At 67.8% G+C, this 24,512-nt stretch carries 22 protein-coding genes and 1 pseudogene; 17 read left to right on the top strand and 6 right to left on the bottom strand.

Going from position 1 to position 24,512, the window contains the following annotated elements; genetic code table 11:
- Positions 1 to 2 precede the first annotated feature (2 nt).
- A complete protein-coding gene (locus CA236_RS01895) occupies positions 3 to 1,433 on the bottom strand; it encodes an aldehyde dehydrogenase family protein (RefSeq protein WP_125944308.1) in 1,431 nt (476 codons plus the stop codon).
- Between the two features lie 212 nt (positions 1,434 to 1,645).
- Between CA236_RS01895 and CA236_RS01900 the strand changes: the two genes are divergently transcribed.
- Complete coding sequence (locus CA236_RS01900; RefSeq protein ID WP_125944309.1) at positions 1,646 to 2,581, top strand: right-handed parallel beta-helix repeat-containing protein; 936 nt, start codon at positions 1,646 to 1,648, stop codon at positions 2,579 to 2,581.
- A 52-nt stretch (positions 2,582 to 2,633) separates the two neighbouring features.
- On the opposite strand, the gene CA236_RS01905 is transcribed toward CA236_RS01900, so the two are convergent.
- Positions 2,634 to 4,286: an alkaline phosphatase family protein gene (locus tag CA236_RS01905; RefSeq protein ID WP_125944357.1), complete on the bottom strand. Its 1,653-nt coding sequence runs from the start codon at positions 4,284 to 4,286 to the stop codon at positions 2,634 to 2,636.
- A gap of 83 nt (positions 4,287 to 4,369) precedes the next feature.
- On the opposite strand from CA236_RS01905, the gene CA236_RS01910 reads away from it, so the two are divergent.
- The 5 genes from CA236_RS01910 (at position 4,370) to CA236_RS01930 (ending at position 10,338) form a co-directional block, all read left to right on the top strand.
- On the top strand, positions 4,370 to 6,361 hold the full coding sequence (locus tag CA236_RS01910) for a protein-disulfide reductase DsbD domain-containing protein (protein ID WP_241212479.1): 1,992 nt from the start codon (positions 4,370 to 4,372) through the stop codon (positions 6,359 to 6,361).
- A gap of 11 nt (positions 6,362 to 6,372) precedes the next feature.
- The gene (locus CA236_RS01915) at positions 6,373 to 6,972 is read left to right on the top strand and encodes a redoxin domain-containing protein (RefSeq protein ID WP_241212472.1); all 600 of its coding nucleotides are present in this window, start codon (positions 6,373 to 6,375) and stop codon (positions 6,970 to 6,972) included.
- A 120-nt stretch (positions 6,973 to 7,092) separates the two neighbouring features.
- On the top strand, positions 7,093 to 8,568 hold the full coding sequence (locus CA236_RS01920) for a circularly permuted type 2 ATP-grasp protein (RefSeq protein ID WP_046409250.1): 1,476 nt from the start codon (positions 7,093 to 7,095) through the stop codon (positions 8,566 to 8,568).
- Positions 8,569 to 8,605: 37 nt separating this feature from the next.
- Entirely contained in the window at positions 8,606 to 9,541 is a 936-nt protein-coding gene (locus CA236_RS01925; RefSeq protein ID WP_046409251.1) for an alpha-E domain-containing protein, read from the top strand.
- Positions 9,541 to 10,338: a transglutaminase family protein gene (locus CA236_RS01930; RefSeq protein ID WP_125944312.1), complete on the top strand. Its 798-nt coding sequence runs from the start codon at positions 9,541 to 9,543 to the stop codon at positions 10,336 to 10,338. Before CA236_RS01925 ends, CA236_RS01930 begins: the two co-directional genes overlap by 1 nt.
- A 13-nt stretch (positions 10,339 to 10,351) precedes the next feature.
- Here the strand turns inward: CA236_RS01930 and CA236_RS01935 are convergent, their stop codons facing one another.
- Both CA236_RS01935 and CA236_RS01940 read right to left on the bottom strand, forming a co-directional pair.
- On the bottom strand, positions 10,352 to 11,119 hold the full coding sequence (locus CA236_RS01935; RefSeq protein ID WP_046409253.1) for an arginyltransferase: 768 nt from the start codon (positions 11,117 to 11,119) through the stop codon (positions 10,352 to 10,354).
- A gap of 181 nt (positions 11,120 to 11,300) precedes the next feature.
- Entirely contained in the window at positions 11,301 to 12,545 is a 1,245-nt protein-coding gene (locus tag CA236_RS01940) for a threonine ammonia-lyase (protein WP_125944358.1), read from the bottom strand.
- 177 nt (positions 12,546 to 12,722) lie between these two features.
- Here CA236_RS01940 and CA236_RS01945 point away from each other — a divergent pair, with 177 nt between their 5' ends.
- Together CA236_RS01945 and CA236_RS01950 are read left to right on the top strand one after the other, a co-directional pair.
- On the top strand, positions 12,723 to 13,562 hold the full coding sequence (locus CA236_RS01945) for an NAD(P)-dependent oxidoreductase (protein ID WP_125944313.1): 840 nt from the start codon (positions 12,723 to 12,725) through the stop codon (positions 13,560 to 13,562).
- Positions 13,559 to 15,265: an amidohydrolase gene (locus tag CA236_RS01950; RefSeq protein WP_125944314.1), complete on the top strand. Its 1,707-nt coding sequence runs from the start codon at positions 13,559 to 13,561 to the stop codon at positions 15,263 to 15,265. Before CA236_RS01945 ends, CA236_RS01950 begins: the two co-directional genes overlap by 4 nt.
- A 61-nt stretch (positions 15,266 to 15,326) precedes the next feature.
- Here the strand turns inward: CA236_RS01950 and CA236_RS01955 are convergent, their stop codons facing one another.
- Positions 15,327 to 15,665 (bottom strand): hypothetical protein, encoded by a 339-nt coding sequence (locus tag CA236_RS01955; protein WP_125944315.1) that lies wholly within the window; start codon positions 15,663 to 15,665, stop codon positions 15,327 to 15,329.
- 126 nt (positions 15,666 to 15,791) lie between these two features.
- Here CA236_RS01955 and uvrC point away from each other — a divergent pair, with 126 nt between their 5' ends.
- Positions 15,792 to 17,711 carry an excinuclease ABC subunit UvrC gene (gene uvrC / locus CA236_RS01960; RefSeq protein WP_046409257.1) on the top strand — a complete coding sequence of 640 codons (1,920 nt, stop codon included), beginning with the start codon at positions 15,792 to 15,794 and terminating at the stop codon, positions 17,709 to 17,711.
- Positions 17,712 to 17,765: 54 nt separating this feature from the next.
- Positions 17,766 to 17,957 (top strand): hypothetical protein, encoded by a 192-nt coding sequence (locus CA236_RS01965; RefSeq protein ID WP_125944316.1) that lies wholly within the window; start codon positions 17,766 to 17,768, stop codon positions 17,955 to 17,957.
- Between the two features lie 19 nt (positions 17,958 to 17,976).
- On the opposite strand, the gene radC is transcribed toward CA236_RS01965, so the two are convergent.
- Positions 17,977 to 18,669, bottom strand: a complete 693-nt coding sequence (radC, locus tag CA236_RS01970; protein ID WP_125944317.1) for a DNA repair protein RadC — start codon at positions 18,667 to 18,669, stop codon at positions 17,977 to 17,979.
- Positions 18,670 to 18,867: 198 nt separating this feature from the next.
- On the opposite strand from radC, the gene CA236_RS01975 reads away from it, so the two are divergent.
- The 7 genes and pseudogenes from CA236_RS01975 to CA236_RS02005 form a co-directional block, all read left to right on the top strand.
- Positions 18,868 to 21,987: a YdbH domain-containing protein gene (locus CA236_RS01975; RefSeq protein ID WP_125944318.1), complete on the top strand. Its 3,120-nt coding sequence runs from the start codon at positions 18,868 to 18,870 to the stop codon at positions 21,985 to 21,987.
- Positions 21,984 to 22,205, top strand: coding sequence for a YnbE family lipoprotein (locus CA236_RS01980; RefSeq protein ID WP_046409260.1), 222 nt, complete (start codon positions 21,984 to 21,986; stop codon positions 22,203 to 22,205). Before CA236_RS01975 ends, CA236_RS01980 begins: the two co-directional genes overlap by 4 nt.
- Before the next feature lies 1 nt (position 22,206).
- The gene (locus CA236_RS01985) at positions 22,207 to 22,587 is read left to right on the top strand and encodes a YdbL family protein (protein WP_125944319.1); all 381 of its coding nucleotides are present in this window, start codon (positions 22,207 to 22,209) and stop codon (positions 22,585 to 22,587) included.
- 169 nt (positions 22,588 to 22,756) lie between these two features.
- Positions 22,757 to 23,074, top strand: coding sequence for an AtpZ/AtpI family protein (locus CA236_RS01990; RefSeq protein ID WP_046409262.1), 318 nt, complete (start codon positions 22,757 to 22,759; stop codon positions 23,072 to 23,074).
- 32 nt (positions 23,075 to 23,106) lie between these two features.
- Positions 23,107 to 23,895: a F0F1 ATP synthase subunit A gene (locus tag CA236_RS01995; RefSeq protein WP_125944320.1), complete on the top strand. Its 789-nt coding sequence runs from the start codon at positions 23,107 to 23,109 to the stop codon at positions 23,893 to 23,895.
- A 51-nt stretch (positions 23,896 to 23,946) separates the two neighbouring features.
- A complete protein-coding gene (locus tag CA236_RS02000; protein WP_046409264.1) occupies positions 23,947 to 24,174 on the top strand; it encodes a F0F1 ATP synthase subunit C in 228 nt (75 codons plus the stop codon).
- A gap of 56 nt (positions 24,175 to 24,230) precedes the next feature.
- Positions 24,231 to 24,512 (top strand): annotated as a pseudogene (locus CA236_RS02005) (ATPase); the annotation flags it as partial.

Here is a 24,512-nt window from a genome sequence, read left to right on the forward strand (position 1 = left end):
CATCAGGCGGCGTTTTCGCCGATGATGGTCTTCACTTCCATGAAGTCTGTCAGGCCCCATTTGCCGCCCTCGCGGCCGTTGCCCGAGGATTTGTAGCCGCCAAAGGGCGTTGCGCCGTTCGGTCCCCAGGCGTTGATGGTGACAAGGCCCGCGCGCAGCTTGCCGGCGATCTTGGACGCCTCGGCGGGATCGCCGGAGATGGTCGCCGACAGGCCGTAATCGGTGTCGTTGGCCATTTCGACGGCCTGCTCGCTGTCCTCATAGGTGGTGATCGTCGCGACGGGCCCGAAGGTTTCCTCGCGATAGATGCGCATGTCGGGGGTCACGTCAGCGAGGACGGTCGGCTTCACATAATAGCCGGCATTGCGGCCATCGGGACGACCCACGCCGCCGGTGACGAGACGTGCGCCTTCGTCGAGCGCCGACTGGATCAGGTCCTGGATCTTCTCGAACTGGGCCTTGTTGACGACCGGACCGATGTGCGCGCCCTGCTTGTCGGGGCTGTCGACCTGGATCGCCTCCATGATCGCCTTCACGACCTCCTCGGCCTCGTTCACCTGGCTCTTGTGGACCAGGAGGCGGGTGGGGGCGATGCAGCTCTGGCCGGTGTTGGCGATAACGCCGGCGAGCGTCGGTGGCAGGACTTCGCCCAGCTTCGCGCCTTCCAGCACCACGTTCGGCGCCTTGCCGCCCAGTTCCTGGTGGACGCGCTTGACCGTCGCGGCGGCCGCGGTCGCGACGGCAACGCCTGCGCGGGTCGAGCCGGTGAAGCTCACCATGTCGACGTCCTTGTGCGCCGAAAGCGCCGCGCCGACCGTCGGGCCGTCACCATTGACCAGGTTGAACACGCCCGCCGGCACGCCAGCCTCTTCCAGAATCTCGGCCAGGATCATGGCGTTGGTGGGGGCTTCTTCGGACGGCTTCAGAACCATCGTGTTGCCCGCTGCCAGCGCCGGGGCGACCTTGGCGCAGATCTGGTTCAGCGGCCAGTTCCACGGCGTGATCATCGCCACGACGCCGATCGGCTCATGGACGACGCGCGCACCCTTGGCGGCCTGTTCGGAGAAGCTGAATTCCTTCAGCGCGGCGAGCGTGCCCATGAAATGGCCAAGGCCAGCGGGGGCCTGCGCCATGTTGGCGAAGGAGATCGGCGCACCCATTTCGCGGCTCGTCGCGGCGGCCAGATCGGGGATGCGTGCCTTGTAGCCGGCGATGATCCGCTCGAGCAGCGCGATGCGGTCCTCGACCGTCGACTGCGACCAGGTCTTGAACGCCTTCTTCGCGGCAGCCACTGCCTTGTTGACGTCCGCCTCGCTGCCCAGGGTGATTTCGGTGGTGGGCTGCTCGGTCGCGGGATCGATCACTTCGTGGCGCTTGCCGCCTTCGCTGTCGACCCACGCACCGTCGATATAATGTTTCAGATAGCTCTGCATGATGCCTCTCCGTCTCTTGAAATCGGCGTTTCCGTCCATGTGTGGGGCGCGATTAAGTCAGTTGCAACAGGAAACGCGACGCACTGCGGCCGTGCCGCGACGGGACAAGGGGGGCGCCCGTCATGGGCTGCGCGGCTCGCCCCGCGCCACTATCGCACCGGGAGCCTGCCCGCCGCGCGGCCCGACGCGGTGACCGACAAAGGGACCCGACCATGCGCACCGCTTCCGCCCTCCTTGCGCTTCTCCTCGCCGTCCCGGTGGCCAGCCAGCAGCGCGCGGCGCCATTCACGGTGGCGGAGACGGGCGAGGCTTACGGGACGTTGGACGATGCGCTTCAGGCCAATCGCGGGCGCGACTTCACCGTCCTGATCGCTCCCGGCACCTACCGCGAATGTGCGATCCAGCAGGCCGGCCGCGTCACGTTCAAGGCGGTGCAGCCCGGCACCGCGATCTTCGAGGGCGCGTGCGAGGGGAAGGCGGCGCTGGTGCTGCGCGGCAACGGATCGACCGTCGACGGCCTCGTCTTCCGCGGCATCCGCGTGCCGGACGGCAATGGCGCGGGCATCCGCATCGAGATCGGCGACCTAGTGGTGCGCAACTCGATGTTCCTCGATAGCCAGGAGGGGATCCTGGGTGCGACCGACGATCCGGCCAGCGTCACGATCGATCGCTCGACCTTCTCGGGCCTTGGCCAATGCCATGAGACGGAGGATTGCGCCCATTCGATCTATCTCGCCAACCGCGGCAGCGTGACGATCACCAATTCGCGGTTCGAGCGCGGGGAGGGCGGCCATTATGTGAAGCTGCGCGCCCCGCGCGTGGGGATTGTCGACAACAGCTTCGACGACAGCGCCGGCAACCGCACCAATTACATGATCGATCTGCCGGAGGGCGGCACCGGGGAGATCGCGCGCAACACCTTCGTGCAGGGACCACGTAAGGAAAACTGGGGCGGCATGATCGTGGTCTCGGCCGAGCAGCGCAAATACAGCGCGGCCGGCCTTTCGATCCACGACAATGTCGCCAGCCTCGCGCCCGGGCAGCAGAAAAGCCCCGCCTTTGTCGCCAATGTCAGCGGCGACCGGCTGGCGATCGGCGCCAACCAGCTCGGTGCCGGGGTGCGCGCCTATGAGGTGCGCCAGCCCTGATTGGTGGGAAGAACGCCGGCTGCCACCCTGACAGCCGGCGCTCCGCCCTCGATTAGCGGCAGGTGTCGCCCGGCCCGCTGTCCAGATCGAGGCAGCGGCCATCCAGCCCCTTCACCGGCAGGTTGATCGTCGCGGCCAGCGTTGGGACGATGTCCACCGTTTCGATCGACTGCGGCTGTTCAAAGCCGGCCATCCCCTTGCGCCAGAACAGGATCGGCACGCGCCGGTCGTAATCCCACGGGCTGCCATGCGTGGCGACATAGCCCGGGCCGGGCTTCGCAATCCCGCTGACGCGCGGCTTCAGCATGATCAGCAGGTCTCCCGAGCGTTCGGGATCGTAGGAGGCGTGCGCGCGCTGCTCCAGCGTCCAGGCTTCGGGCGGCAGATCCGGAATCGTCGCCGCCGCGATCTGCTCGCGGGTCAGAACGGCTGCGACCTGCGGGAAGGCGCTGATCCGCTTCACCGCCTCCGCGAGCACCGCCTTGCGGCGGTTCACCGGCACCGTGTTGGAGACATAGACGTCACCTTCCGAACCCAGCAGCACCGGTCCAGCGATGCGCAGCTGCTTGCCGATCTCGGCGCCGATGTCGCGCACCGACAGCGCGGGGGTGACTCGCGTCTCGCCCGGCATGCCGCGCTGCTGCTGCCGCTCGGTCGCGTCATGGCCGCCATGGTCGGCGGTCAGCACCACCTGATAGTCGATCCCCCAGGAATCGAGCGCGGCGAAGAAGCCGCCAAGCGTCTTGTCGAGCTCCGCCATCTGCAGGCACATCTCGCCACCGCCGGGGCCATAGCCGTGGCCGACGTAATCGGTCGCCGACGCCCCGATCGAGATGATGTCGGGCGCATCGCCCTGGCCCAGTTTCATGTCCTGGATCAGCCCGGCGGCGATCGCGAACACCGCGCCGTCAAGCGCTGGGGAACCGCGGAACGCGCGCAAGTCCCCGGCCGCGCGGGCAAAGCGCCCGTCGCCGATCGTCTGGCCGCCGACCGTGATCGGCTGCATCAGCGGCCGGCAGAAGGCGGGCACCGCCAGCGGCTCCTGCGGCTGCGCGATCAGACGGGCCACCGCCTCGCGCCCGCGCTGCACCGCTGGCGGGACGGGACGCTGGTCATAGGAAACGAAATCCTTGCCGTCCCAGAACCATAGTTCGTCCACCTTGTGGCCGCCCATCATGATCGCGGCGCGATCCTTGCCCGCGACCGAGACGACCCGGCTGGCGGGGTTCGCCGCCTTCATCATCTCGCCCAGCGTCGGCACCTTCAGGTGAAGATCCGCGACCTTGTAGTTGCGGTGGTCGGTCCCGGGGATCCGCTCATCCTCGGAGCAATAGACTTCCTTGTCCTCGCGCGGCGCGTCCTGGTTGATCCAGTTGTTGGCGATGATGCCGGTGCGGCCCGGCCGCATCCCGGTCAGGATCGTCGAATGGCCGGGGCACGTCTCGGTCGCGGCGTGGCTCTGATAACCCGCCGGGAACACCGCGCCCCGCAACAGTCGCGCAAAGCCGTCGGTGAACCGGTTGCGATATTGCGCGAACAAATTGGCGGAGAATTGGTCCACCGAAATCGCGACGATCAGCTTGGGCGGGGTACGCGGGGTGATCGCATTGGCAGGTGCGGGCGGCTGGGCGGATTCGAGAACCGCCTCCTGCGCGGCAGCCGGAAGCGCAATGGAGGCAAGAAGCGCGGCGAGAAGAGCTTTCATCATGAACCTTGGTGCTTGGCGACGAGGCGGGGTATGTGCCGGGCATGACGGCGAGGCAAGCTTGGGTAGCGACCCTGTTTTTCATGGTCATGACGGTGCTGGCGACTGTCGCGCCGGCGCAGACCCGTCATGTGGCGATCACCCTGGTGCCCGAGACGGCGCGCCCGGCCGCCGGCAGCACCGTGACGCTCGCGTTCGATTCGCGACCCGAGCCGGAATGGCACGGCTATTGGCGCAATCCGGGCGACGCCGGGATCGAAACTCAGCTCGACTGGAAACTGCCCGACGGCGTGAGCGCGGGCGAACTGCGCTATCCGGTGCCCGAGCGGCTGATCGTCGGCGGGCTGATGAACTATGTCTATGAGGCGCCCTTCGCCCAGCTGGTCGACCTGAAGATCCCCGCTGGCCTGCCCGCCGGCACGCGCCTGCCGGTGTCGGTGAAGGCGGACTATCTGGTCTGCACCAAGGAGATCTGCGTCCCCGAAAGCCAGACGCTGTCGACCGAACTCGTCGTCGGTGACGGCGCGGTTGATCCTGCGACCCGCGCGCGCTTCGACCAATGGCGCCAGAAGCTGCCCCGGCCCTTGGGTTCGACCGCGACATGGCAGGCAGCGGATGGCCAGTTCCGCCTCGCCGTGCCGTTCCCTGCCGATGCGTCCATTCGCGACGCCTATTTCTACCCGCTCGCCGGTGGCGCGATCGATTATGCCGCGCCGCAGAGCGTGACTCGCGATGGCGACCAGCTCGTCGTCGCGACAAAGGCCGCATCGACCCCTGCGACTGGCGCGATCGAGGGCGTGCTGGCGACCGGCGACGGGCAGGGTTTTGCGATCAGCGCCAACGCCGGCACCGTCGCTGCGCCGGCGCTCGTGGCAGCGACCGGCGCGCTGATGCCGGCGCTGCTCGCCTTTGCCGGCGCATTGCTCGGCGGCCTGCTGCTCAACATCATGCCCTGCGTCTTCCCGATCCTCAGCCTGAAGGCGCTGGGGCTCGCGCGTTCGGGTGAGACGGAGAGCGCCGCGCGGCGCGAGGCGCTGGCCTATACCGCCGGTGTCGTGCTGGTCTGCCTGGCGCTGGGCGGCGTGCTGCTCGCCTTGCGCGCGGGCGGCGCCAGCGTCGGCTGGGCGTTCCAGTTGCAGGATCCGCGCGTCATCGGCGTGCTCCTGCTGCTGGTGATGGGGATCGCGCTCAACTTGGCGGGGCTGTTCGAGCTGCCGACGCCGCGCTTCGCCAGCCGCTCAGGGACCGGCGGCGCCTTTGCCACCGGCGCTCTCGCGGCGTTCGTGGCGACGCCGTGCACCGGGCCGTTCATGGGCGCGGCGCTGGGGGCTGCGCTGATCCTCCCGCCGCTTGCCGCCATGTTGGTGTTCGCCGGGCTGGGGCTCGGCATCGCGCTGCCGTTCCTCGCGATCGGCTTCGTCCCCGCGCTGCGCCGCCGCTTGCCGAAGCCGGGGCCGTGGATGGCGCGGCTGCGGCGCATCCTGTCGGTGCCGATGTTCCTCACCGCGCTGGCGCTTGCCTGGGTGCTCGGGCGTCAGGCGGGCGTCGACGGGATGACGATCGGGCTCGGCGCCACCTTGCTCGCCGCCTTCGGCCTGTGGTGGTCCGGTCGCCGCCAGGCTGCGGGCCGCGAGCGTGTGTGGTGGCCCGCAGTGCCGGCGCTTGCGCTGGCGATGGCCGGCGTGCTGCTGGTCCGTGCAGCGCCGCCCGCTGCCGCGGTCGCCTCTGCCACCGATGAGCCCTTCACCGAGGAGCGACTCGCCGCCCTGCGTGCCGAGGGGCGGCCGGTGTTCGCCTATTTCACCGCTGACTGGTGCGTGACGTGCAAGGTCAATGAGAAAACCGCGATCGAGACCGACGCCGCGCGCCAGGCCTTTGCCGATGGCAATGTCGCGGTGCTGGTGGGCGACTGGACCGACGGCGATCCCGCGCTCGGCCGCTTCATCGAGGCGCACAACCGCGCCGGCGTGCCGCTCTATCTCTGGTATCCGAAGGGCGCCGATCGTCCGCAGGTCTTGCCGCAATTGCTGACCAGCGGCATGCTGGCGGCATTGCCGGGGGGCACGAAGAGTTGAGGAGAGCGATGATGCGCCTGCTTCCTTTTGCGATCGTGGCCCTGGCCGCGATGCCCGCCGCCGCCGAACAGACGACCGGCCAGCCCGCCGGCAACTTCCGGCTCATGGACGCCGATGGCAAGGCGGTGACGCTGTCGCAGTTCAAGGGCCGCCCCGTGGTGCTCGAATGGAACAACCCCGGCTGCCCGTTCGTGCAAAAGCACTACGACAGCGGCAACATGCAGGCCGCGCAGGCCAAGGCGAAGGCGATGGGCGCCGCATGGCTCACCATCAATTCCGGCGCCCCGGGCAAGCAGGGCCATATGACCGGCGCCGAGGCAAAGGCGTTCCTCGCCGCGCAAAAGGCGCAGCCGACCGCCTACCTCCTCGATCCGCAGGGCCGCGTCGGCAAGGGCTATGGCGCCAAGACCACGCCGCACATGTATCTGATCGATGCCTCGGGGAAGCTCGTCTACCAGGGCGGGATCGACGACAAGCCGACCGCTAACAAGGCCGACATCGCCGGCGCGCGCAACCACCTGCTCGCCGCCTTGGGAGAGGTGAAGGCCGGCAAGAAAGTGTCAGTGCCCGAGGCGCGCCCCTATGGCTGTTCGGTGAAATACGCGGACTGAGGACGACGGAACGCCGCCACAATGGCGGCGTTTTCGCACCTGACTTTCTCCGCGCTCTTGTGCGGCGCAACATTATCGCACAGCATGCACCCGAAACGATCCTGGAGCGTTATCGGTCGAATGGGGACTCGGGCATTCGACGAAATCATGGGGCTGGGTGCGCAAACGCGCCCGGAAATGGACAATCTCGTCCGGTGGCTGGACGAAACGCCGTCCGACGAATTGCGCCGGCGGCAGGAGGCGGCCGAAACCACGTTTCGCCAGCTCGGCATCACCTTTGCGGTCTATGGCGATAGCGACGCGAGCGAGCGGATCATCCCGTTCGACATCGTGCCGCGCGTCTTTCTTGCGGACGAATGGGCGCGCCTGTCGCAGGGGCTGGTCCAGCGGGTGGAGGCGATCAACGCCTTCCTCGACGATATCTATGGCGCGCAGGAGATATTGAAGGCCGGCGTGCTGCCGGAGGAACTGATCTTCCTCAACCCGCAGTTCCGCCCCGAGATCTTCGGCATCCGCCCGCCGCACGGGATCTGGGCGCATATCTGCGGGATCGACCTGGTGCGTACCGGCGCCGACGAATTCTACGTGCTGGAGGACAATGCCCGCACGCCATCGGGCGTCAGCTACATGCTGGAAAATCGCGAGGCGATGGTCCGGCTCTGCCCCGAATTGTTCGAGCAGTTCCGCGTCGCCGCGGTCGACAGCTACCCCGATCGCCTGCTGGAAACGATGCGCTCGGTCGCGCCGCGCGGCTGCGCGCAGAACCCAACGTGCGTCGTGCTGACCCCCGGCCACTTCAACTCCGCTTATTACGAACACAGCTTCCTCGCCGATTCGATGGGGATCGAACTGGTCGAGGCGGCGGACCTCGTGGTCGATGACGACATGGTCTACATGCGGACCATCGCTGGGCGCGTGAAGGTGGACGTGATCTACCGCCGCGTCGACGACGACTTCCTCGATCCTTTGGTGTTCCGTCCCGATTCGCTGCTCGGCGTTCCCGGCCTTATCGCCGCTTATGCCGCCGGCAACGTCGCGATCATCAACGCGCCGGGCAACGGCATCGCCGACGACAAGGCGATCTACAGCTACATGCCCGAAATCGTCCGCTTCTATTCGGGCGCCGAGGCGAAGCTGCCCAACGTCGAAACCTGGCGCTGCCGCGAACCGGAGGCGCTTCGCTACACGCTCGACCACCTCGACGAACTGGTGGTGAAGCTGGTCGATGGCTCGGGCGGCTACGGCATGCTCGTCGGCCCGACGGCCAGCAAGGAGGAGATCGCCACCTTCCGCGCCGTGCTGGAAAAGGAGCCGCATCGCTACATCGCGCAGCCGACGCTCGCGCTTTCGACTGTGCCCACGTTGGTTGATCAGGGCGTCGCACCGCGCCACGTCGATTTCCGCCCCTTCGTCCTCACCGGCTCGAAGGGCGTTCAGGTGGTCCCCGGCGGCCTCACCCGCGTCGCGCTTCGCGAAGGGTCGCTGGTCGTCAATTCGTCGCAGGGCGGCGGCACCAAGGATTCGTTCGTGCTGCTCGACGATCAGTGGCGCCAGTCCCAGACGATGGGCACGATGACGCAGGAGCAGAGCCTGTGAGCCCCGCGCTTCGCCGCTCCGTTTGGGCGGACGCGCGATGCTGAGCCGTACCGCCAGCTCGCTCTACTGGCTCGGCCGCTACATCGAACGTGCCGATTTCATCGCCCGGCTGGTCGAGGCGACGATCCGCCTCGATGTCCTGTCCGCCCGCCCAGCGGGGGAGGCGGCGTGGCTCTCCGCGCTGACCGTCACTGATACGGAGGCTGCGTTCAAGGCGACTGGCGCCAGCCTGACGCGCGAGGCCGTTTCGCGCTTCCTCACCAGCGATACGTCGCACCCCGGCTCGCTCGTGCGCAGCCTCGACATGGCGCGGATGAACGCCCGCGCCGTGCGCACCGCTCTGACGCGAGAGGCCTGGTCCGCGATCAACGGCGCCTGGCTGGTGTTCGACAAGCGCGTCAGCCGGCTCGATCCCGATCGTGCGCTGGCGCTGGTCGATGCGGTGAAGGCGGAGACTCGCGGGTTCGAGGGCGCGCTGCACCGCATGCTGCGCAACCAGACGACGTTGTTCATCCGGCTGGGGCAGGCGACCGAGCGGGTCGATAACACCGCGCGCCTGCTGGACGTCAAATACCATATCCTCCTTCCCGAAGGGCAGGAGGTCGGCGGCGCGGTCGATCGCGATCAATGGACCACCATCCTGCAGACGGTGTCGGCCGTCACCGCCTTCCGCTGGCTCTACAATGACGGATTGCAGCCCGCGAACGTGATCGACCTGCTGCTCTCGCGCGTTGAATTGCCGCGCAGCATTGCCGGCGCGATCGAGGAGGTGACCGACGTGCTGACCCAGCTTGCCAAGCGCACCGGCACCAATGGCGAGGCCGATCGCATGGCCCGCACCCGCCATGCGCGGGTCAGCAAGACGCGCACCAGCGACGTCATCGTGTCCGGCCTGCACCAGCATCTGGAGGCGCTGATCGCCGAGAATGATCAACTTCACGCGGCGATCGGCCGCCAGTTCAAGTTCGCCTGATGCGCCTGTCGATCGATCACCGCACCTTTTACGCCTTCACCGCGCCGCAGGGCCGTGTCGTGCAATTGCTGCGGCTCACCCCCTCCGACCTGCACGACCAGACGGTCGCCTCCTGGCATATCGCGGTCGATTGCGATGCACGCATGACGCACCATCGCGACGGCTTTGGCAATGCCACCACCATGCTCTATTGCGAAGGCCCGCTCGACCAGCTTGAGCTGACCGTCACGGGGGAGGTGGTGACCAGCCCGTCGGCCGGCGTGCTGCACGGCGCACACGAACTGCTGCCGCCGCGCTTCTTCCTGCGCACCACACCGACCACCGCGGCCGACGCGGAGATTGCCGATTTCGCCACGCGTGCTGCCGACGGCACCGACATTCCCGCGCTGCACCGGCTGAACCATGCGGTGCGTGATCGCTTCGCCGACGATTGCGGCCGGCCGGAGGCTGGCCTTGCCGTCACCGACGCATTCGCGCGCGACGCGCTGACCGCGCGCGACATGGCGCAGGTGTTCATCGCCGCGGCTCGCGCGATCGGCGTGCCCGCACGCTACGTCTCGGGGTATTGTGATCTTGCCGGCGATCACCGCCCCACGCCGCATGGCTGGGCGGAGGCATGGCAGGAAGGCTTGGGCTGGGTCGGCTTCGATCCCTGGCTCGGCCAGTCGCCGGAGGAGCATCACGTCCGCGTCGCCGTCGCGCTTGATGCGGCGCAGGCGGCACCGGTGGCGGGATCACGCCTCGGCGATGGGCGCGAGGCGCTGGAGGTCGACGTGACGGTGCAGGGCGCGGACTAAGCGCCCGAAAACGTCAGGCGATCTGCTCGGCCGACGCTGCTTCACCTTCATCCTCCATCAGCGCCCAGCCGCGCGGGCCCAGCGCCTCGAGCGGCTGGTAGCGCGTCTTGTACGCCATCCGCTCCGCGCCCTTCACCCAATAGCCAAGATACACATAGGGCAGCCCCGCACGCGCCGCGCGCAGGATGTGGTCGAGGATGATGAGATTGCCGAGCCCCGGACGTGTCGGCAGGTCGGGGTCGAAGAAGCTGTAGATCATCGACAGCCCATCGGCCTGCTGGTCGGTCAGGCACGCGCCGATCAGCCGCCCCGGCCGCCCGTCGCGCGCCGGCTCGCGATATTCGACGATGACGGTGTTGACCGGCGAATGCTCGACCATGTCGGCATAATCCTGCTCGTCCATCCCGGCCATGCCGCCCGTCGGATGGCGATGCGTCAGGTAGCGCGACAGCAACTGGAACTGCTCGTCCGTCGCCCATGGCTTGCACGCCGCCACGTCAAGGTCGGCGCTGCGGCGGATCAGCTTGCGCTGGCTGGCATTGGCGACGAACTCGGTCGTGCGCACCCGTACCGACACGCAGGCGCTGCACCCGGCGCAGGAGGGGCGATAGGCGACCGACTGACTGCGACGAAACCCGATCCGCCCCAGCGCATCGTTCAGCTCCGCCGCGTTCGGCCCCGACAATTCGGTGAACACCTTCCGCTCCTCGCGCCCGGGCAGATACGGGCACGGCGCAGGGCTGGTGACGAAGAAACGCGGAAAACGGAAAGAGGCGGTCACCGCTGACGGAACTCCAGTCGAACGCGGCCCTCGCGCGCGTGCCGTGATCGATATGAAGAGACGCCGCCCCCGTGAGAAGCCGGCGCGCCGCCGTTTTGCCGCGGATGGGTGAAGCAATTGCTACCGGCGCGGCGAAATGCCCCAATGTGGGGCAGAATATCGCGCGCCGTCGGTGGTTTGCTCAGGCAAGCTCGATCAGGCTGACCTGATATTTCGCCACGTCCAGCGCGGCGAGCAGCCGGTCGAGATGCGCGCGGTCGCGCGTCTCGCATTCCACGTCGAGGCTCAGGCCCTTCGCCGGCAGGTTGGTGAAGATGCGCTGGTGCGACAGCTCCAGGATGTTGACCCGCTCCTGGTCGAAGATGCGGGCGACATTGTAGAGCGCGCCCGGCTGGTCCTGCAGCCGGATGCGCAGCCGCGCCAGCCGGCCGGAGCGGGCGAGGTCGCGCAGCAGGACGTTGGCCAGCAGCCGGGTGTCGATATTGCCGCCGCACAGCACGATGCCGACCGACTTGCCGGCAAAGCGATCCTTGTTCGCCAGCACCGCGGCTAGGCCCGCCGCCCCGGCGCCCTCGACCACCGTCTTTTCGATCTGCAGCAGCAGGCTGACCGATTCCTCCAGGCTGCGTTCGGACACCAGCAGGATGTCGTCGACCAGCGCCTCGACCATCTTCGCCGTGACGCCGCCAGGCTGCTTCACCGCAATGCCCTCGGCCAGCGTGTCGCCGGCGCAGGGCAGGTCGGTGTGGCGCAGCTTGTTGTACATCGACGGGAACAGCTCGGCCTGCACGCCGATCACCTCGATCGGATGGTCAGCCGCGCGCGCCACCGTTGCCATGCCGGAAATCAGCCCGCCGCCGCCGATCGGCACCACCAAAGTGTCGAGCGTGGGGATCTCCTCCAGCATCTCGATCGCCACCGTGCCCTGGCCGGCGATGACTCGCGCATCATCGAACGGATGGACGAAAGTATAGCCGCGCTCCGCCTCCAGCACCCGCGCATGGGCATAAGCCTCGTCAAAGGTCGCGCCGTGCAGCACCACCGTCGCGCCATGGCCCTCGGTCTGGACGATCTTCACGATCGGCGTGGTCGTCGGCATGACGATCGTCGCGGGCACGCCCAGCCGGTTGGCGTGATAGGCCAGCCCCTGCGCATGGTTGCCGGCCGATGCGGCGATGACGCCGCGCGCCTTGGCCTCGTCGTCCAGCAGCAGCAGCGTATTGAGTGCGCCGCGCTCCTTGTACGCCGCGGTGAACTGCAAATTCTCGAACTTGAGGTAGATCGTCGCGCCGGCCAGCGCCGACAGCGTCTTGCTGATCAGCGTGGGCGTTCGAACGATGGAATCGCGAATTCGGCTGTGGGCGGCGCGCACGTCCGCCATGCTGACGGGAAGGGTTTCGGTCGTCGGGTGCACCGCAGTCGCCATACGCATAGGTCCTACCAGCCGCTCGCCCCGGCATGTCGAAAGGGCTGTCGTTTCTTCGGAGAAGAAGGGCAGGGGCTTCGACATGCTCGGCCCGAACGGGATCATCGATCCTGGTTCGCAAAGGTCGCCAGTAGGAGCATCTGGCGCGCGGTGCAAACAGGCCCTATCCCGCCGGGCATGAGGATCGCTTTCATCGGCACCGGCGTCATGGGTGCACCCATGGCCGGGCATCTGGCGCGCGCCGGCCATCAGGTCACCGTCTATAACAGGACACGGGCAAAGGCGGAGGCGACCGGGCTTACCGTCGCCGATACGCCCGCGGCTGCGGCGGCAGGCGCCGAGGCGGTGATCACCTGCGTCGGCAACGACGATGATCTCGCCGCCGTCACTTTGGGCACCGATGGCGCGTTCGGTGCGATGGCCGACGATGCGCTGTTCATCGACCATACCACCGTCTCGGCGGACATCGCGCGGCGGCTCGCAGCGGCGCGGCCGCTTAGCGTCGATGCGCCGGTATCGGGCGGCCAGGCAGGCGCAGAAAAGGGCCAATTGTCGATCATGTGCGGCGCCAGCGAGGCCGCCTTTCTCCGCGCCCGCCCCGTGATGGAGGCCTATGCGGCCCGGATCGTCCATGTCGGCGCGCCGGGTGCCGGCCAGCAGACGAAGATGGTCAACCAGATCTGCATCGCCGGCGTCGTTCAGGGCCTGTCTGAGGCGCTTCGCTTCGCCCAGGCCAGCCACCTCGATCTCGACAAGGTGTTCGAGGCGATCTCCGGCGGCGCGGCGCAAAGCTGGCAGATGGTGAACCGCTGGCCGACCATGGCCCGCGACGAATTCGACTTTGGTTTCGCGATCGACTGGATGCGTAAGGATCTTGGCCTTGCGCTGGATGAGGCGAAGCGGAACGGGGCGGTGCTGCCGGTGGCGGCGCTCGTGGATCAATTCTACGCCGAGGTACAGAAAATGGGTGGTGGCAGGCAGGATACGAGTGCGCTGGTGCGGAGGTTGCCGCGATGAAGCGCGCTCTTCTCCTGCTCGCAACGGCCGTGATGGCGGTCCCGGCGAGCGCCGATGGCATCGTCGACAACGTCAACGGAATCGCGCCCACCGCCGACGGCAAGGTCGTCCGCTTCAAGGCGCTGCTGATCGACCAGCAGGGCCGTGTCACCCGCTTGGTCCCGCCGGGCGAGCAGCCGCCCAAGCTCAGCCGTCGCGAGCTGAAGAAGAACGCCGGCAAGCCGCTCTACGACTGGCGCATCGACATGGGCGGCAAGACGGTGCTGCCCGGCTTCATCGACGCGCACGGCCACGTCATGGGGCTCGGCTTCGGCGCGCTCTCGCTCGACCTGTCGGGCGCGCGTTCGCTGGATGAGGCGAAGGCGATGGTCGCCGCCTATGCGCGCGCCAACCCCAATCGCAAGTGGATCACCGGTCGCGGCTGGAACCAGGAAGCATGGGGCCTCGGCCGCTTCCCGACCGCCGCTGATCTCGATTCGGTGGTCGGCGACCGCGCCGTCTGGCTGGAGCGCGCCGACGGCCACGCCGGCTGGGCCAACACTGCGGCGATGCGGGAGGCAAATGTCACCGCGGCGACGGCGTCTCCTGCCGGCGGCCGCATCGAGAAGAGCGGCAATGCGCCGTCCGGCGTCTTCGTCGACGCGGCGATGCAGCTGATCGAGCGCGCGGTGCCCAAGCCTCTGCCCAAGGAGCGCGACGCCGCCTTCCTCGAGGCGCAGCAGGCGCTTCTCGCCAATGGCATCACCGCCGTCGCCGACATGGGCACAACGGTCGATGACTGGCTCAGCTATCGCCGCATGGCTGATATCGGCGCGATGCGCGTGCGCGTCATGAGCTATGCCGCCGGTGTCGATACCGCGAGCCAGATTGGCGGCAAGGGGCCGACGCCGTGGCTGTACGACGATCGCCTGCGCCTTGGCGGGGTGAAGATCTACCTCGACGGCGCGCTCGGGTCGCGCGGCGCGGCGCTGAAGGCGCCTTATGCCGATGCGGCGGGAGAGAAGGGGCTGAGCTTCCTGTCCGACACGCAGCTGCAGAACCAGATGAGCCGCGCCGCGATGGATAATTTCCAGCTCGCGGTGCACGCGATCGGCGACAAGGCCAATTCGCAGGTGCTCGACGCCATCCAGGTGCTGAACGCCACCTATGGCGGCGATCGTCGCTGGCGGATCGAACATGCCCAGATCGTCGATCCCAACGATCTCAAGAGCTTTGGCAAATATGGCACGATCGCCTCGATGCAGCCGACTCACCAGACCGGCGACCGCACCATGGCGGAGGCGCGGCTCGGCCCCAACCGGCTGAACGGCGCCTATGCCTGGAAATCGGTGCTCGACAATGGCGGCAGGCTGGCGTTCGGCTCCGACTTCCCGGTCGAGAAGCCCGATCCCTGGGCCGGCTGGGCCGCCGCCTTCACGCGGCAGGACGCCAATGGCCAGCCGCCCGGCGGCTGGCACCCGGAGGAAGCGGTCACGCGCGAACAGGCGTGGTGGGCGTTCACCGGCGGCGCGGCCTATGCCGGCTTCGCGGAAAAGAACTTCGGCAACCTCGCCCCCGGCCAGAAGGCCGACTTCATCGTCGTGGACCGCGATCCGCTGTCGGTCGACGCCATGGGCCTGCGCAACATCAAGGTCGAACAGACCTGGGTCGGCGGGGAGAAGGTGTTTGATCGCGCCAAGGGCGTGAAGGCACCTGCCCAGTAAGGGCCTGCTGAAACCGGGCCGATGACGCTGCCGGCAGCGTCATCGGCCTGTTCGGCCAGCGTTACGGTTCGCTGCGCACGTCGCCGCGATTGGCGGCAAAGCCGGGCGCGGGGCCGGTAGCCGGGCGCAGCGCTTCACGCTCCGATGCCGGCACCGGCGCCGTCGGGTCAGGGCGGAAATGGTCCGGCGCGCGCTCGTTCGGGCCCGGATGATGGTCCCCCTCCAGGTCCGGCGCACGATGTCCGTCCTTTGGCGCGAAGAAGCGGTCGAACAGGCCGAAATGGATCGCGCTGGCGAGCCCCGTGGCGATCGCGCCGATCGCGGTGGCGGCGCCGATCGCGACGTTGCGCTGATGATGATCGGCCTTGAAGCGGCCGTTGCTCTCGCGTTTCTGGGTCATGCGCGCTCAACACCTGTGCCAAGCCGCGCGTTCCCCGCCTCGCGGCGCACCCAGCCGCTTCGCACCCGGCCGCTTCGTCGCTTCATGGTTCAAAAACCGGCCGCTCGGCCCTAGATCGCGAGAACGATGCAAGGTTCCTACGGCCCGCCTGACCGGTTCAACGAAGAGAAAGCGACATTCGCGATCCGCGGCAGCGACCAGCCCGATCTGGAGGCTGGCGTGGCGGCGATCCGCAATGTCGTTCAGACGCTGCCGTTGCGGCCCGGTGTGTACCGGATGCAGGATGCGCGCGGCGACGTGCTCTACGTCGGCAAGGCGCGCGCGCTGAAGAACCGCGTCAGCAACTATACGCAGATCAACAACCTGTCGAAGCGGCTCCAGCGAATGGTGTCGCAGACCCGGTCGATGACGATCGTCACGACCAACAACGAGGCAGAGGCGCTGCTGCTCGAGGCGCAGCTGATCAAGCGGTATCGCCCGCCGTACAACGTGCTGCTGCGCGACGATAAGAGCTTTCCGTTCATCCTGCTGCGCGCCGATCATGAATTTCCGCGCATTCAGAAACATCGTGGCGCCCGCCGCGCGAAGGGCGATTATTACGGTCCTTTCGCCAGCGCCGGCAGCGTCAACAACACGCTGAACGCGTTGCAGAAACTGTTCCTGCTCAGAAGCTGCACCGACGGCTTCTTCAAGACGCGCGACCGGCCCTGCCTGCTGTACCAGATCAAGCGCTGCTCGGCGCCGTGCGTCGGCCGGATCGACAAGGCCGGCTATGACGAGCTGGTCGCCGATTCGAAGAAATTCCTCGCCGGCAAGACCACCGACGTCCAGGCGAAGCTTGGCGCGCAGATGGAAGCCGCCGCCGCGGCGATGGATTTCGAGCTCGCCGCAGTGCTCCGCGACCGGCTGCGCGCACTGACCTTCATCCAGGGCTCGCAATTCATCAACGCCGAAGGGGTGGGCGACGCGGACATCTTCGCGCTCGCCAGCCATGAAGGCGTGATCGGCATCCAGGCCTTCTTCATCCGCGGCGGCCAGAATTGGGGCCACCGCAGCTTCTTCCCCGCGCACACCGCCGACGTGACCGAGGAAGAGGTGATGACCCTGTTCCTCATGCAATTTTATGAGGAGGTGCCGCCGGCAAAGGCCGTGCTGGTCGATCGCGCGTTGCCGGAGGCGGAATTGCTGGCCGAGGCGCTGACGACGCAGGCCGGGCGCAAGGTGTCGATCGAGGTGCCGCAGCGGGGCACGCGCAAGCGGCTGATGGAACAAGCCTGCCGCAACGCCAAGGAAGCGCTTGAGCGCCGGCTGGCCGAAAGCACGACGCAGGCGAAGCTCAACCGTGAGGTCGCGGACCTGTTCGGCCTCGCCGAGCCGCCGCAGCGGATCGAGGTGTATGACAACAGCCACATTCAGGGCACCAATGCCGTCGGCGCGATGGTCGTCGCGGGGCCGGAGGGCTTCCGCAAGGGCCAGTATCGCAAGTTCAACATCAAGCAGGCGGCGACCGACGACGATTTCGCGATGATGCGCGAAGTGCTGACCCGCCGCTTCGCCCGCGCGATCGAGGAGGATCCCGATCGGGACGGGGACAATTGGCCCGATCTGGTGCTGCTCGACGGCGGCCGGGGACAGCTGAACGCGGCCAAGGCGGTGCTGGAGGATCTCGGCATCGAGGACGTGTGTCTCGTCGGCGTCGCCAAGGGCCCGCACCACGGCCGCGAGGGGCGCGAGGTGTTCCATCTGATGGACGGGCGCGAACTGACGCTGCCGGTCAATTCGCCGGTGCTGTTCTACCTTCAGCGGCTACGCGACGAGGTGCACCGCTTCGTCATCGGCGCGCATCGCGACAAACGCGCCAAGGCGATGGGGGCGAGCCCGCTGGACGAAGTCCCCGGCATCGGCCCGGCGCGCAAGAAGGCGCTGCTGATGCACTTCGGCACCGCGCGCGCGGTGCGCAATGCCAGCCTCGCCGATCTGCAGAAGGCGCCCGGTGTCAGCGCCGGCGTCGCGCAGCAGGTGTACGACTTCTACCACGCGAAGTGAGCAAAGCGGAACGGCCACGCCTTCTTCGCCGTTGATGCGGCGAAGGAGACCCTCATGTCCAATCCCCCGCTCAATCCCGCGCAGACCGACCCGCTCGCCGAAACCGATGCCGACGGCAATCCGCTTGATGAGGACGCGAAGCTCGACATTGCGCTGGAAGGGTCGATGATCACCTCGGAGCCGCCGCAAATGTCCGAGCCGAAGACCGCGGCGGAGGAAAAGGCCGAAAAGAACGCCGGCCATTAAGTCCTGTCACCGCCGCCGGTTACATCAGTCCCTTGGCGCGCAGGCTCACATGGCCGCTGGTGCCGATGATCAGGTGATCGTGCACCGCAATGCCCATACCCTTGCCGGCATCGATGATCGCGCGCGTGATCTCGATGTCGGCGCGGCTGGGGGAGGGGTCGCCCGACGGGTGGTTGTGCACCAGGATGATCGCCGCGGAGCCGAGGTCGATCGCACGGCGGATCACTTCGCGCACATGGACCTGCGCCTGATCGATCGATCCCTCGTTCATCACCTCGTCGCGGATCAGCATGTTGCGGCTGTTGAGATGAAGCACGCGCACCCGCTCGATCACGTGATGCGCCATGTCGGCGTGGAGATAGTCGAGAAGCGCCTGCCAATTGCCCAGGATCGGCCGCGCCGCCGCGTCGGATTGAAGCAGGCGGACCGCCGCGGCCTGGGCGATCTTGATCGCCGCGACGCTGGTCTCGCCCATTCCCTGCACACGTCGCAGCGCCTCGGCATCCGCCGTCAGCAGCCCGCCGATGCCGCCGAATTCGCGCAGCAATGCCTTGGCGAGCGGCTTGGTGTCGCGGCGCGGGATCGCCAGCGCCAGGAGATATTCGATCAGCTCATGGTCCAGCAGCGCGTCGCCGCCGCCCGCCAGCAACCGCCCGCGCAACCGCGCGCGATGGCCGTGATTGTCTGATGCGGCGGGTTCGTCGTCGGCCATTGCGGGTGAGGCTAGGGCGCGCGACCCCCGTGCGCAATCGCGCCGCGGCGCGGCTGATCCCGATGGTGGACGGCGCTGCCGCAGGTCCGCCACCGTGCTTCTTCCAAGTGCCATGATCACCCCCTAGAGGTGCGCTTTGTTCTGGGATCGAGAAGGGGCATTGTGACAGCGGGAGAGGTCGCACAGCAACGCCGCCGCATGTCCCGGCGGTGGCTGCTTGTCCTCTTGCTGGTCGTGCTGGTGGGCGTTGCCGCCTTGTGGCTGTCGCGCGTGCCGATCGCCTCGGGGGTCATCGACCGCACCTTCGCCGCAAGCAATGTTCCCGCCAGCTACCGCATCGACAACCTCGGCGTCCGGCGGCAGCGGCTGACCAATGTCGTGATCGGGGATCCGGCCAATCCCGATCTGGTGGCGGACTGGATCGAGACGCGGATCGCGCTGCGCGGGGGTGTTCCCGCCCTCGATGCGGTACGCGCCGGCCATGTGCGGCTGCGCGGCCGGCTCGTCGACGGGCGGCTGTCCCTCGGCGCGATCGATCGCCTCCTGCCGGCGCCGTCCGGCCAGCCCTTCGCCCTGCCGGCGCTCGGCGTCGACGTGGAGGACGCGCGGATGCGGCTGGAAACGCCGCTCGGCGTCGTCGGCCTCCGCCTGTCGGGGCGCGGCCGGCTCGACCAGGACTTCCGCGGTACGCTTGCCGCGGTCGCGCCCGGCGTCACCGTCGGCGATTGCGCGATCCAGCGACCGACGGCCTTTCTCGACGTCCGCGTGCGAGAGGCCGCGCCGCACGTCGCCGGCCCGCTGCGCGCTGCGGCGCTGTCATGCGCCGGCATCCGCGCCGAGCAGCCGGCAGCGCGGCTGGACGCCCGCCTCAACGCCGCGCTGACTCATTGGAGCGGCAGTGCCGCGCTGCGCAGCGGCGCGATCTCCGGCAGTGGCGCGCGCACCGCTTCACTGACCGGACAGCTCGATTTCACCGGCGATAAGACCCGGACCGAGGGGCGCGCACAGCTGCGCGGCGAGCAGTTGCGCGTCGCCGGCGCCAGCAGCCGCCAGGCCGGGTTCGCCGGCACGTGGCGGCTCGCGGGCGGCCGCGCCATCGTGGCTGGCCGCTTCGATGGCCAGAACGTCGCGCTTCCCTCGGCGATGCAGCGCCAGCTCGCCGTCGCCGGCGATAGCGCCGCGGGCACCCCGCTCGCGCCGCTCGCGACTGCGGCTGGCACTGCTCTGGCGCGCGCGGGTGCGGACTTCACCATCACCGGCGACGCGGCGTTCGGCACCGCCACGAACCGCCCGCTCGCGACTCTGCGCGAGCTCACCGTTCGTTCGGCAAGCGGCGCGACCCTGCAGTTCGGCGAGGGCGGGGAAGTGATCCTCGGCCACCGCGCCGGCATCCGCGCCAACGGCACGCTTCGCCTCGGCGGCGGCGGCTTGCCCGAGGCGACCATCCGCATCGCGCAGCAGCGTCCCGGCGGGCCGATCTCCGGCGGCGCGCGGGTCGCGCCCTATGCGGCCGGCGGCGCGCGGCTTGCACTCACCCCGGCGCGCTTCACCGCGGCACCCGATGGGCGCACCTCGCTCCAGGCGATCGCCACGCTCACCGGCCCGCTCAGCGGCGGCGCGGTGGAGGAATTGCGCGTGCCGCTGGCGGCGCAGCTCGACGAGCATGGCGCGCTGACCCTCAACCGCGCCTGCGCCGACGCCTCCTTCACCCGCCTCGCCCTGTCGGGGCTCGCATTGCGCAACATCCGCCTCGCGCTGTGCCCGGTGGACGGCGCGATGTTCCGCCTCGGCCGGGGCGGCGTCGGCGGGGGCATCGCCATCGCCAGCCCGCAACTCACCGGCACGCTGGGCGGAACGCCACTGCAGCTCCGCGCCGCGCGTGCCGAATGGCGCCACGCTGGCGCATCCTTCGCGCTTGACGATGTCGCCGCCCGGATCGGCCGCACCGGCAGCGTGACTCAGCTCGATTTCGGTCGGCTGGTCGGCCGGGTCGCATCGGGCGGCATCCTCGGCACCTTTGCTGGCGGCTCGGGACGGATCGGCGCGGTCCCGCTCCAGCTGGCCGATGCGGCGGGAGACTGGCGCTTCGCTGCATCGGTCCTATCGCTGGAGGGCGCCTTGTCGGTCAGCGACACGGCGGACAGCGCCCGCTTCCGCCCGCTCGCCGCGCGCACCGTCACGCTGCGCCTCGCCGACAACGTCATCACCGCCGATGGCACGCTGTTCGAACCGGCGAAGAACGTGAAGGTCGCAGCCGTCACGATCCGGCATCAGCTGTCGAGCGGCGCCGGCAACGCACGGCTCGATGTTCCCGGCATCACCTTCGGCGACGGCTTCCAGCCGGAGGAGCTTACCCCGCTGACCTTTGGCGTCATCGCCGATGTGCGCGGCAACGTGCGCGGCGTGGGGAACATCGACTGGTCCCCCGATGGCGTGGCCTCGACCGGCACCTTCGCCACCGACCAGCTTGATCTCGCCGCGGCGTTCGGCCCGGTCGCCGGGATCAAGGGCCAGCTTCGCTTCACCGATCTGCTCGCGCTCGAATCGGCGCCGAATCAGACGGTCACCGTCGCGGAGATCAACCCCGGCGTCGCGGTGACCGACGGCGTGATCGACTATCAACTGCTGCGCGACTTGCGGGTGAAGGTGAATGGCGGCGTCTGGCCCTTCGCTTCCGGCACGCTCACGCTGCGCCCGACGCTGCTCGATTTTTCCTCCCCGCAGGAACGCCACATGACCTTCCTGATCGAGGGGATGGAGGCGCGCCACTTTCTGCAGAAGTTCGATTTCAAGAATCTCGACGCGACCGGCGTGGCTGATGGCGTCCTGCCGATGATCTTCGACCAGAGCGGCGGGCGAATCGAAGACGGCCGGCTGGTGATGCGCGAGGGCGGCGGCAGCATCGCCTATCTCGGCGAACTGACCGAGGAGGATCTGGGCACCTGGGGCAATATCGCGTTCCAGGCGCTTCGCTCGCTTCGCTACCGCAATCTGGAGCTGGTGATGAACGGCCCACTCGCCGGCGAGATGGTGACCGAGGTCAAGTTCGCCGGGATCAGCCAGGGGGAGGGGGCGAAGTCCAACTTCCTCATTCGCCGCCTGCAGAAACTGCCCTTCGTGTTCAACATCCGCATCACCGCGCCCTTCCGAGGCTTGATCGATTCGGTTGCCAGCTTCTACGATCCCAAGCGGCTGATCGACCGCAACCTGCCCGCCCTCATCGAAGAACAGAACCGGCGTGCCCAACCGCTCCCGAACCAGCCGCCCCCCCGCCAGCCACCCGCCATTCAGCCCTCCGCAAGCGAGATGATGCCATGAACGAAACGTTGAACATTGATGGAGGGCGCACGATCTCTGCAATGCTGAAGGGGAAGGTCCTGGCGGCAATGGTGCTGGCCACGGGGGCGTGCGTGAACGTCTCCGCGCCGGACAAGCCGATCGTGATCAACCTCAATATCAGCGTCACGCAGGAGGTGGTGTATCGCCTCGACAGCGAGGCCAAATCGCTGATCAAGCAGAATCCGGGGATCTTTTGACATGACGAAGAAGGTGATGTGGATGGTTGCGGGGGCGCTGGCGCTCAGCGGCGTGTCGAGCGTTGCCTTGGCGCAGCGTGATCCGGCCTATGCGGCGGCGCGTGCGGCGGGTCAGGTCGGGGAACAGCCGGACGGCTATCTCGGCGTGGTCGGCGCCGGCAATGCGGAGCTGCGCGCGCTGGTCAACGCGATCAATATCCAGCGCAAGGCCGCCTATACGCAAAAGGCGCAGGCATCGGGCGCGACCGTGGAGCAGCTCGCCTTCACCAGCGGCTGCAACCTCATCCAACAGACTCAGGCGGGTGAGAAGTACCGCACGCCCGATGGTGCGTGGGAGACTCGCGGCGCCGTTGCCCCGATCCGCGATCCGCGCTGCATCTGAATCGCGCCCAAAAGCGGCGTCTAACGGGCTGATAAGGTGCCGGCGACGGCGGGTGAGGGGGTGGCCAAGTGTTGACACCCCCCGACCCCCCGGCTAACCGGACGGCGCCTTGGCGGGCTCGCCACTTGGCTTCTTCGCGCCTGCCCAACGAATATTGGGGAGTGCGCGAATGGTCGAGAAAGAGCCCGGACCAGACTCCCTCGGCAACGATGCACGCCTCACCTCGCTCGATGAGCGGTTGAAGGCGGCGCAGGCGGACGAGGCGAGCCGGACAAAGGCGAGCGCGGTGGAATCCGACGGCGGCTATCGCCTCGGAAACCGTGTGCTCGCCGAATTGACCGGGGGAATGGTCGGCGGCGCGCTGATCGGTTGGGTGATCGACCGATTTGCGGGCACGCAGCCCTGGGGTCTGCTCGTGATGCTCGCCCTCGGGACGATCGCTGCGTTCAGAAACATCATTCGGATTTCGACCAAGCGCCCGAAGTGACAATCGGGCGCTTTCGTTAGGGAAATACAGGCGTGGCGGAAGGCGGCGGCAAGATCGATCCGATGCACCAGTTTCTGGTGGAGCCGTTGTTCGGCACCCAGGACTGGCAGATTGCCGGATACAATATTGCCTTTACGAACTCGGCCATGTGGATGGCCGTGGCCACGATCGTGCTGATCGGCTTCATGTCGCTCGGCACGAAGGGCAAGGTTGTGCCGACGCGCGGCCAGATGATGGTGGAGGGCTTCGTGCGCTTCATCGACAACATGCTGGCGCAGAACATCGGACCGGAAGGGAAGCGCTATGTTCCCTACGTCTTCTCGCTGTTCATGTTCATCCTGTTCGCCAACGTGCTCGGCCTGCTGCCGCTCGGCGTGATCGGCGTCCATCCCTTCACCTTCACCAGCCACTTCACCATCACCGGGATCCTCGCGATCCTGTCGTTCGCGATCGTGCTGGTGGTCGGCTTCTATCGTCACGGCCTTCACTTCTTCAGCCTGTTCGTGCCGCACGGTACGCCCTGGTGGCTGCTGCCGGTCATCCCGCTGATCGAGTTCGTCTCGTTCATGGTGCGCCCGTTCAGCCTTGGCCTGCGACTGTTCGTCGCGATGACCGCCGGGCACATCCTGCTGAAGGTGCTGGCCGGGTTCGTCGTCAATGCCGGCAACGCCGGCCTCGGCATCGGCCTGCTGGTGGGTATCCCCAGCTTCGGCCTGATGGTCGGCATCTCGGCGCTCGAGCTGCTCGTCGCCGGCATCCAGGCCTATGTCTTTGCGCTGTTGACCTCGCTGTATCTCAACGATGCGGTCAACCTGCACTGAGTTTTCACCTGTTTTTTCCAACCATCTGATTTTTGATAGGGAGTTACTGAAATGGACGCAGAAGCCGCAAAGCTGCTCGGCGCCGGTCTCGCGGCCGTTGGTGCTGGCCTCGCCTCGCTCGGCGTGGGCAACGTGTTCGGCAAGTTCCTCGAAGGCGCGCTGCGCAATCCGGGTGCGGCAGACGCGCAGCAGGGCCGTCTGTTCATCGGCTTCGCCGGTGCGGAACTTCTCGGTCTGCTGTCGTTCGTCGTGGCGATGATCCTGGTGTTCGTCGCCTAACATGATCCTTGACGGGGCCGGCGCGTGACGCTGGCCCTGTTCAGGCAGGATTTTCGATGCCTCAGATTTCCCAACTTGCCGCGACATGGGCGTCCCAGCTCTTCTGGCTGGTGATCACCTTTGGCATCGTCTTCTTCGTCGTGGGCCGCGGCATGCTGCCCAAGGTGCAGAAGACGATCGATTCGCGCGATCGCTCGATCGCGGCTGATCTCGCCGCCGCCTCGGCTGCGCGTGACGCTGCCGACAAGGTGGAAGGCGACTGGCGAGTGCACGACCAGGCCCACCGAGAAAAGGCGCAGGCGCTCGGCGCTGAGGCGCGTCCGCAGGCGGCACAGGCG

Source organism: Sphingomonas sp. ABOLG, assembly GCF_003950435.1.
Classification (GTDB): Bacteria; Pseudomonadota; Alphaproteobacteria; order Sphingomonadales; family Sphingomonadaceae; genus Sphingomonas; species Sphingomonas panaciterrae.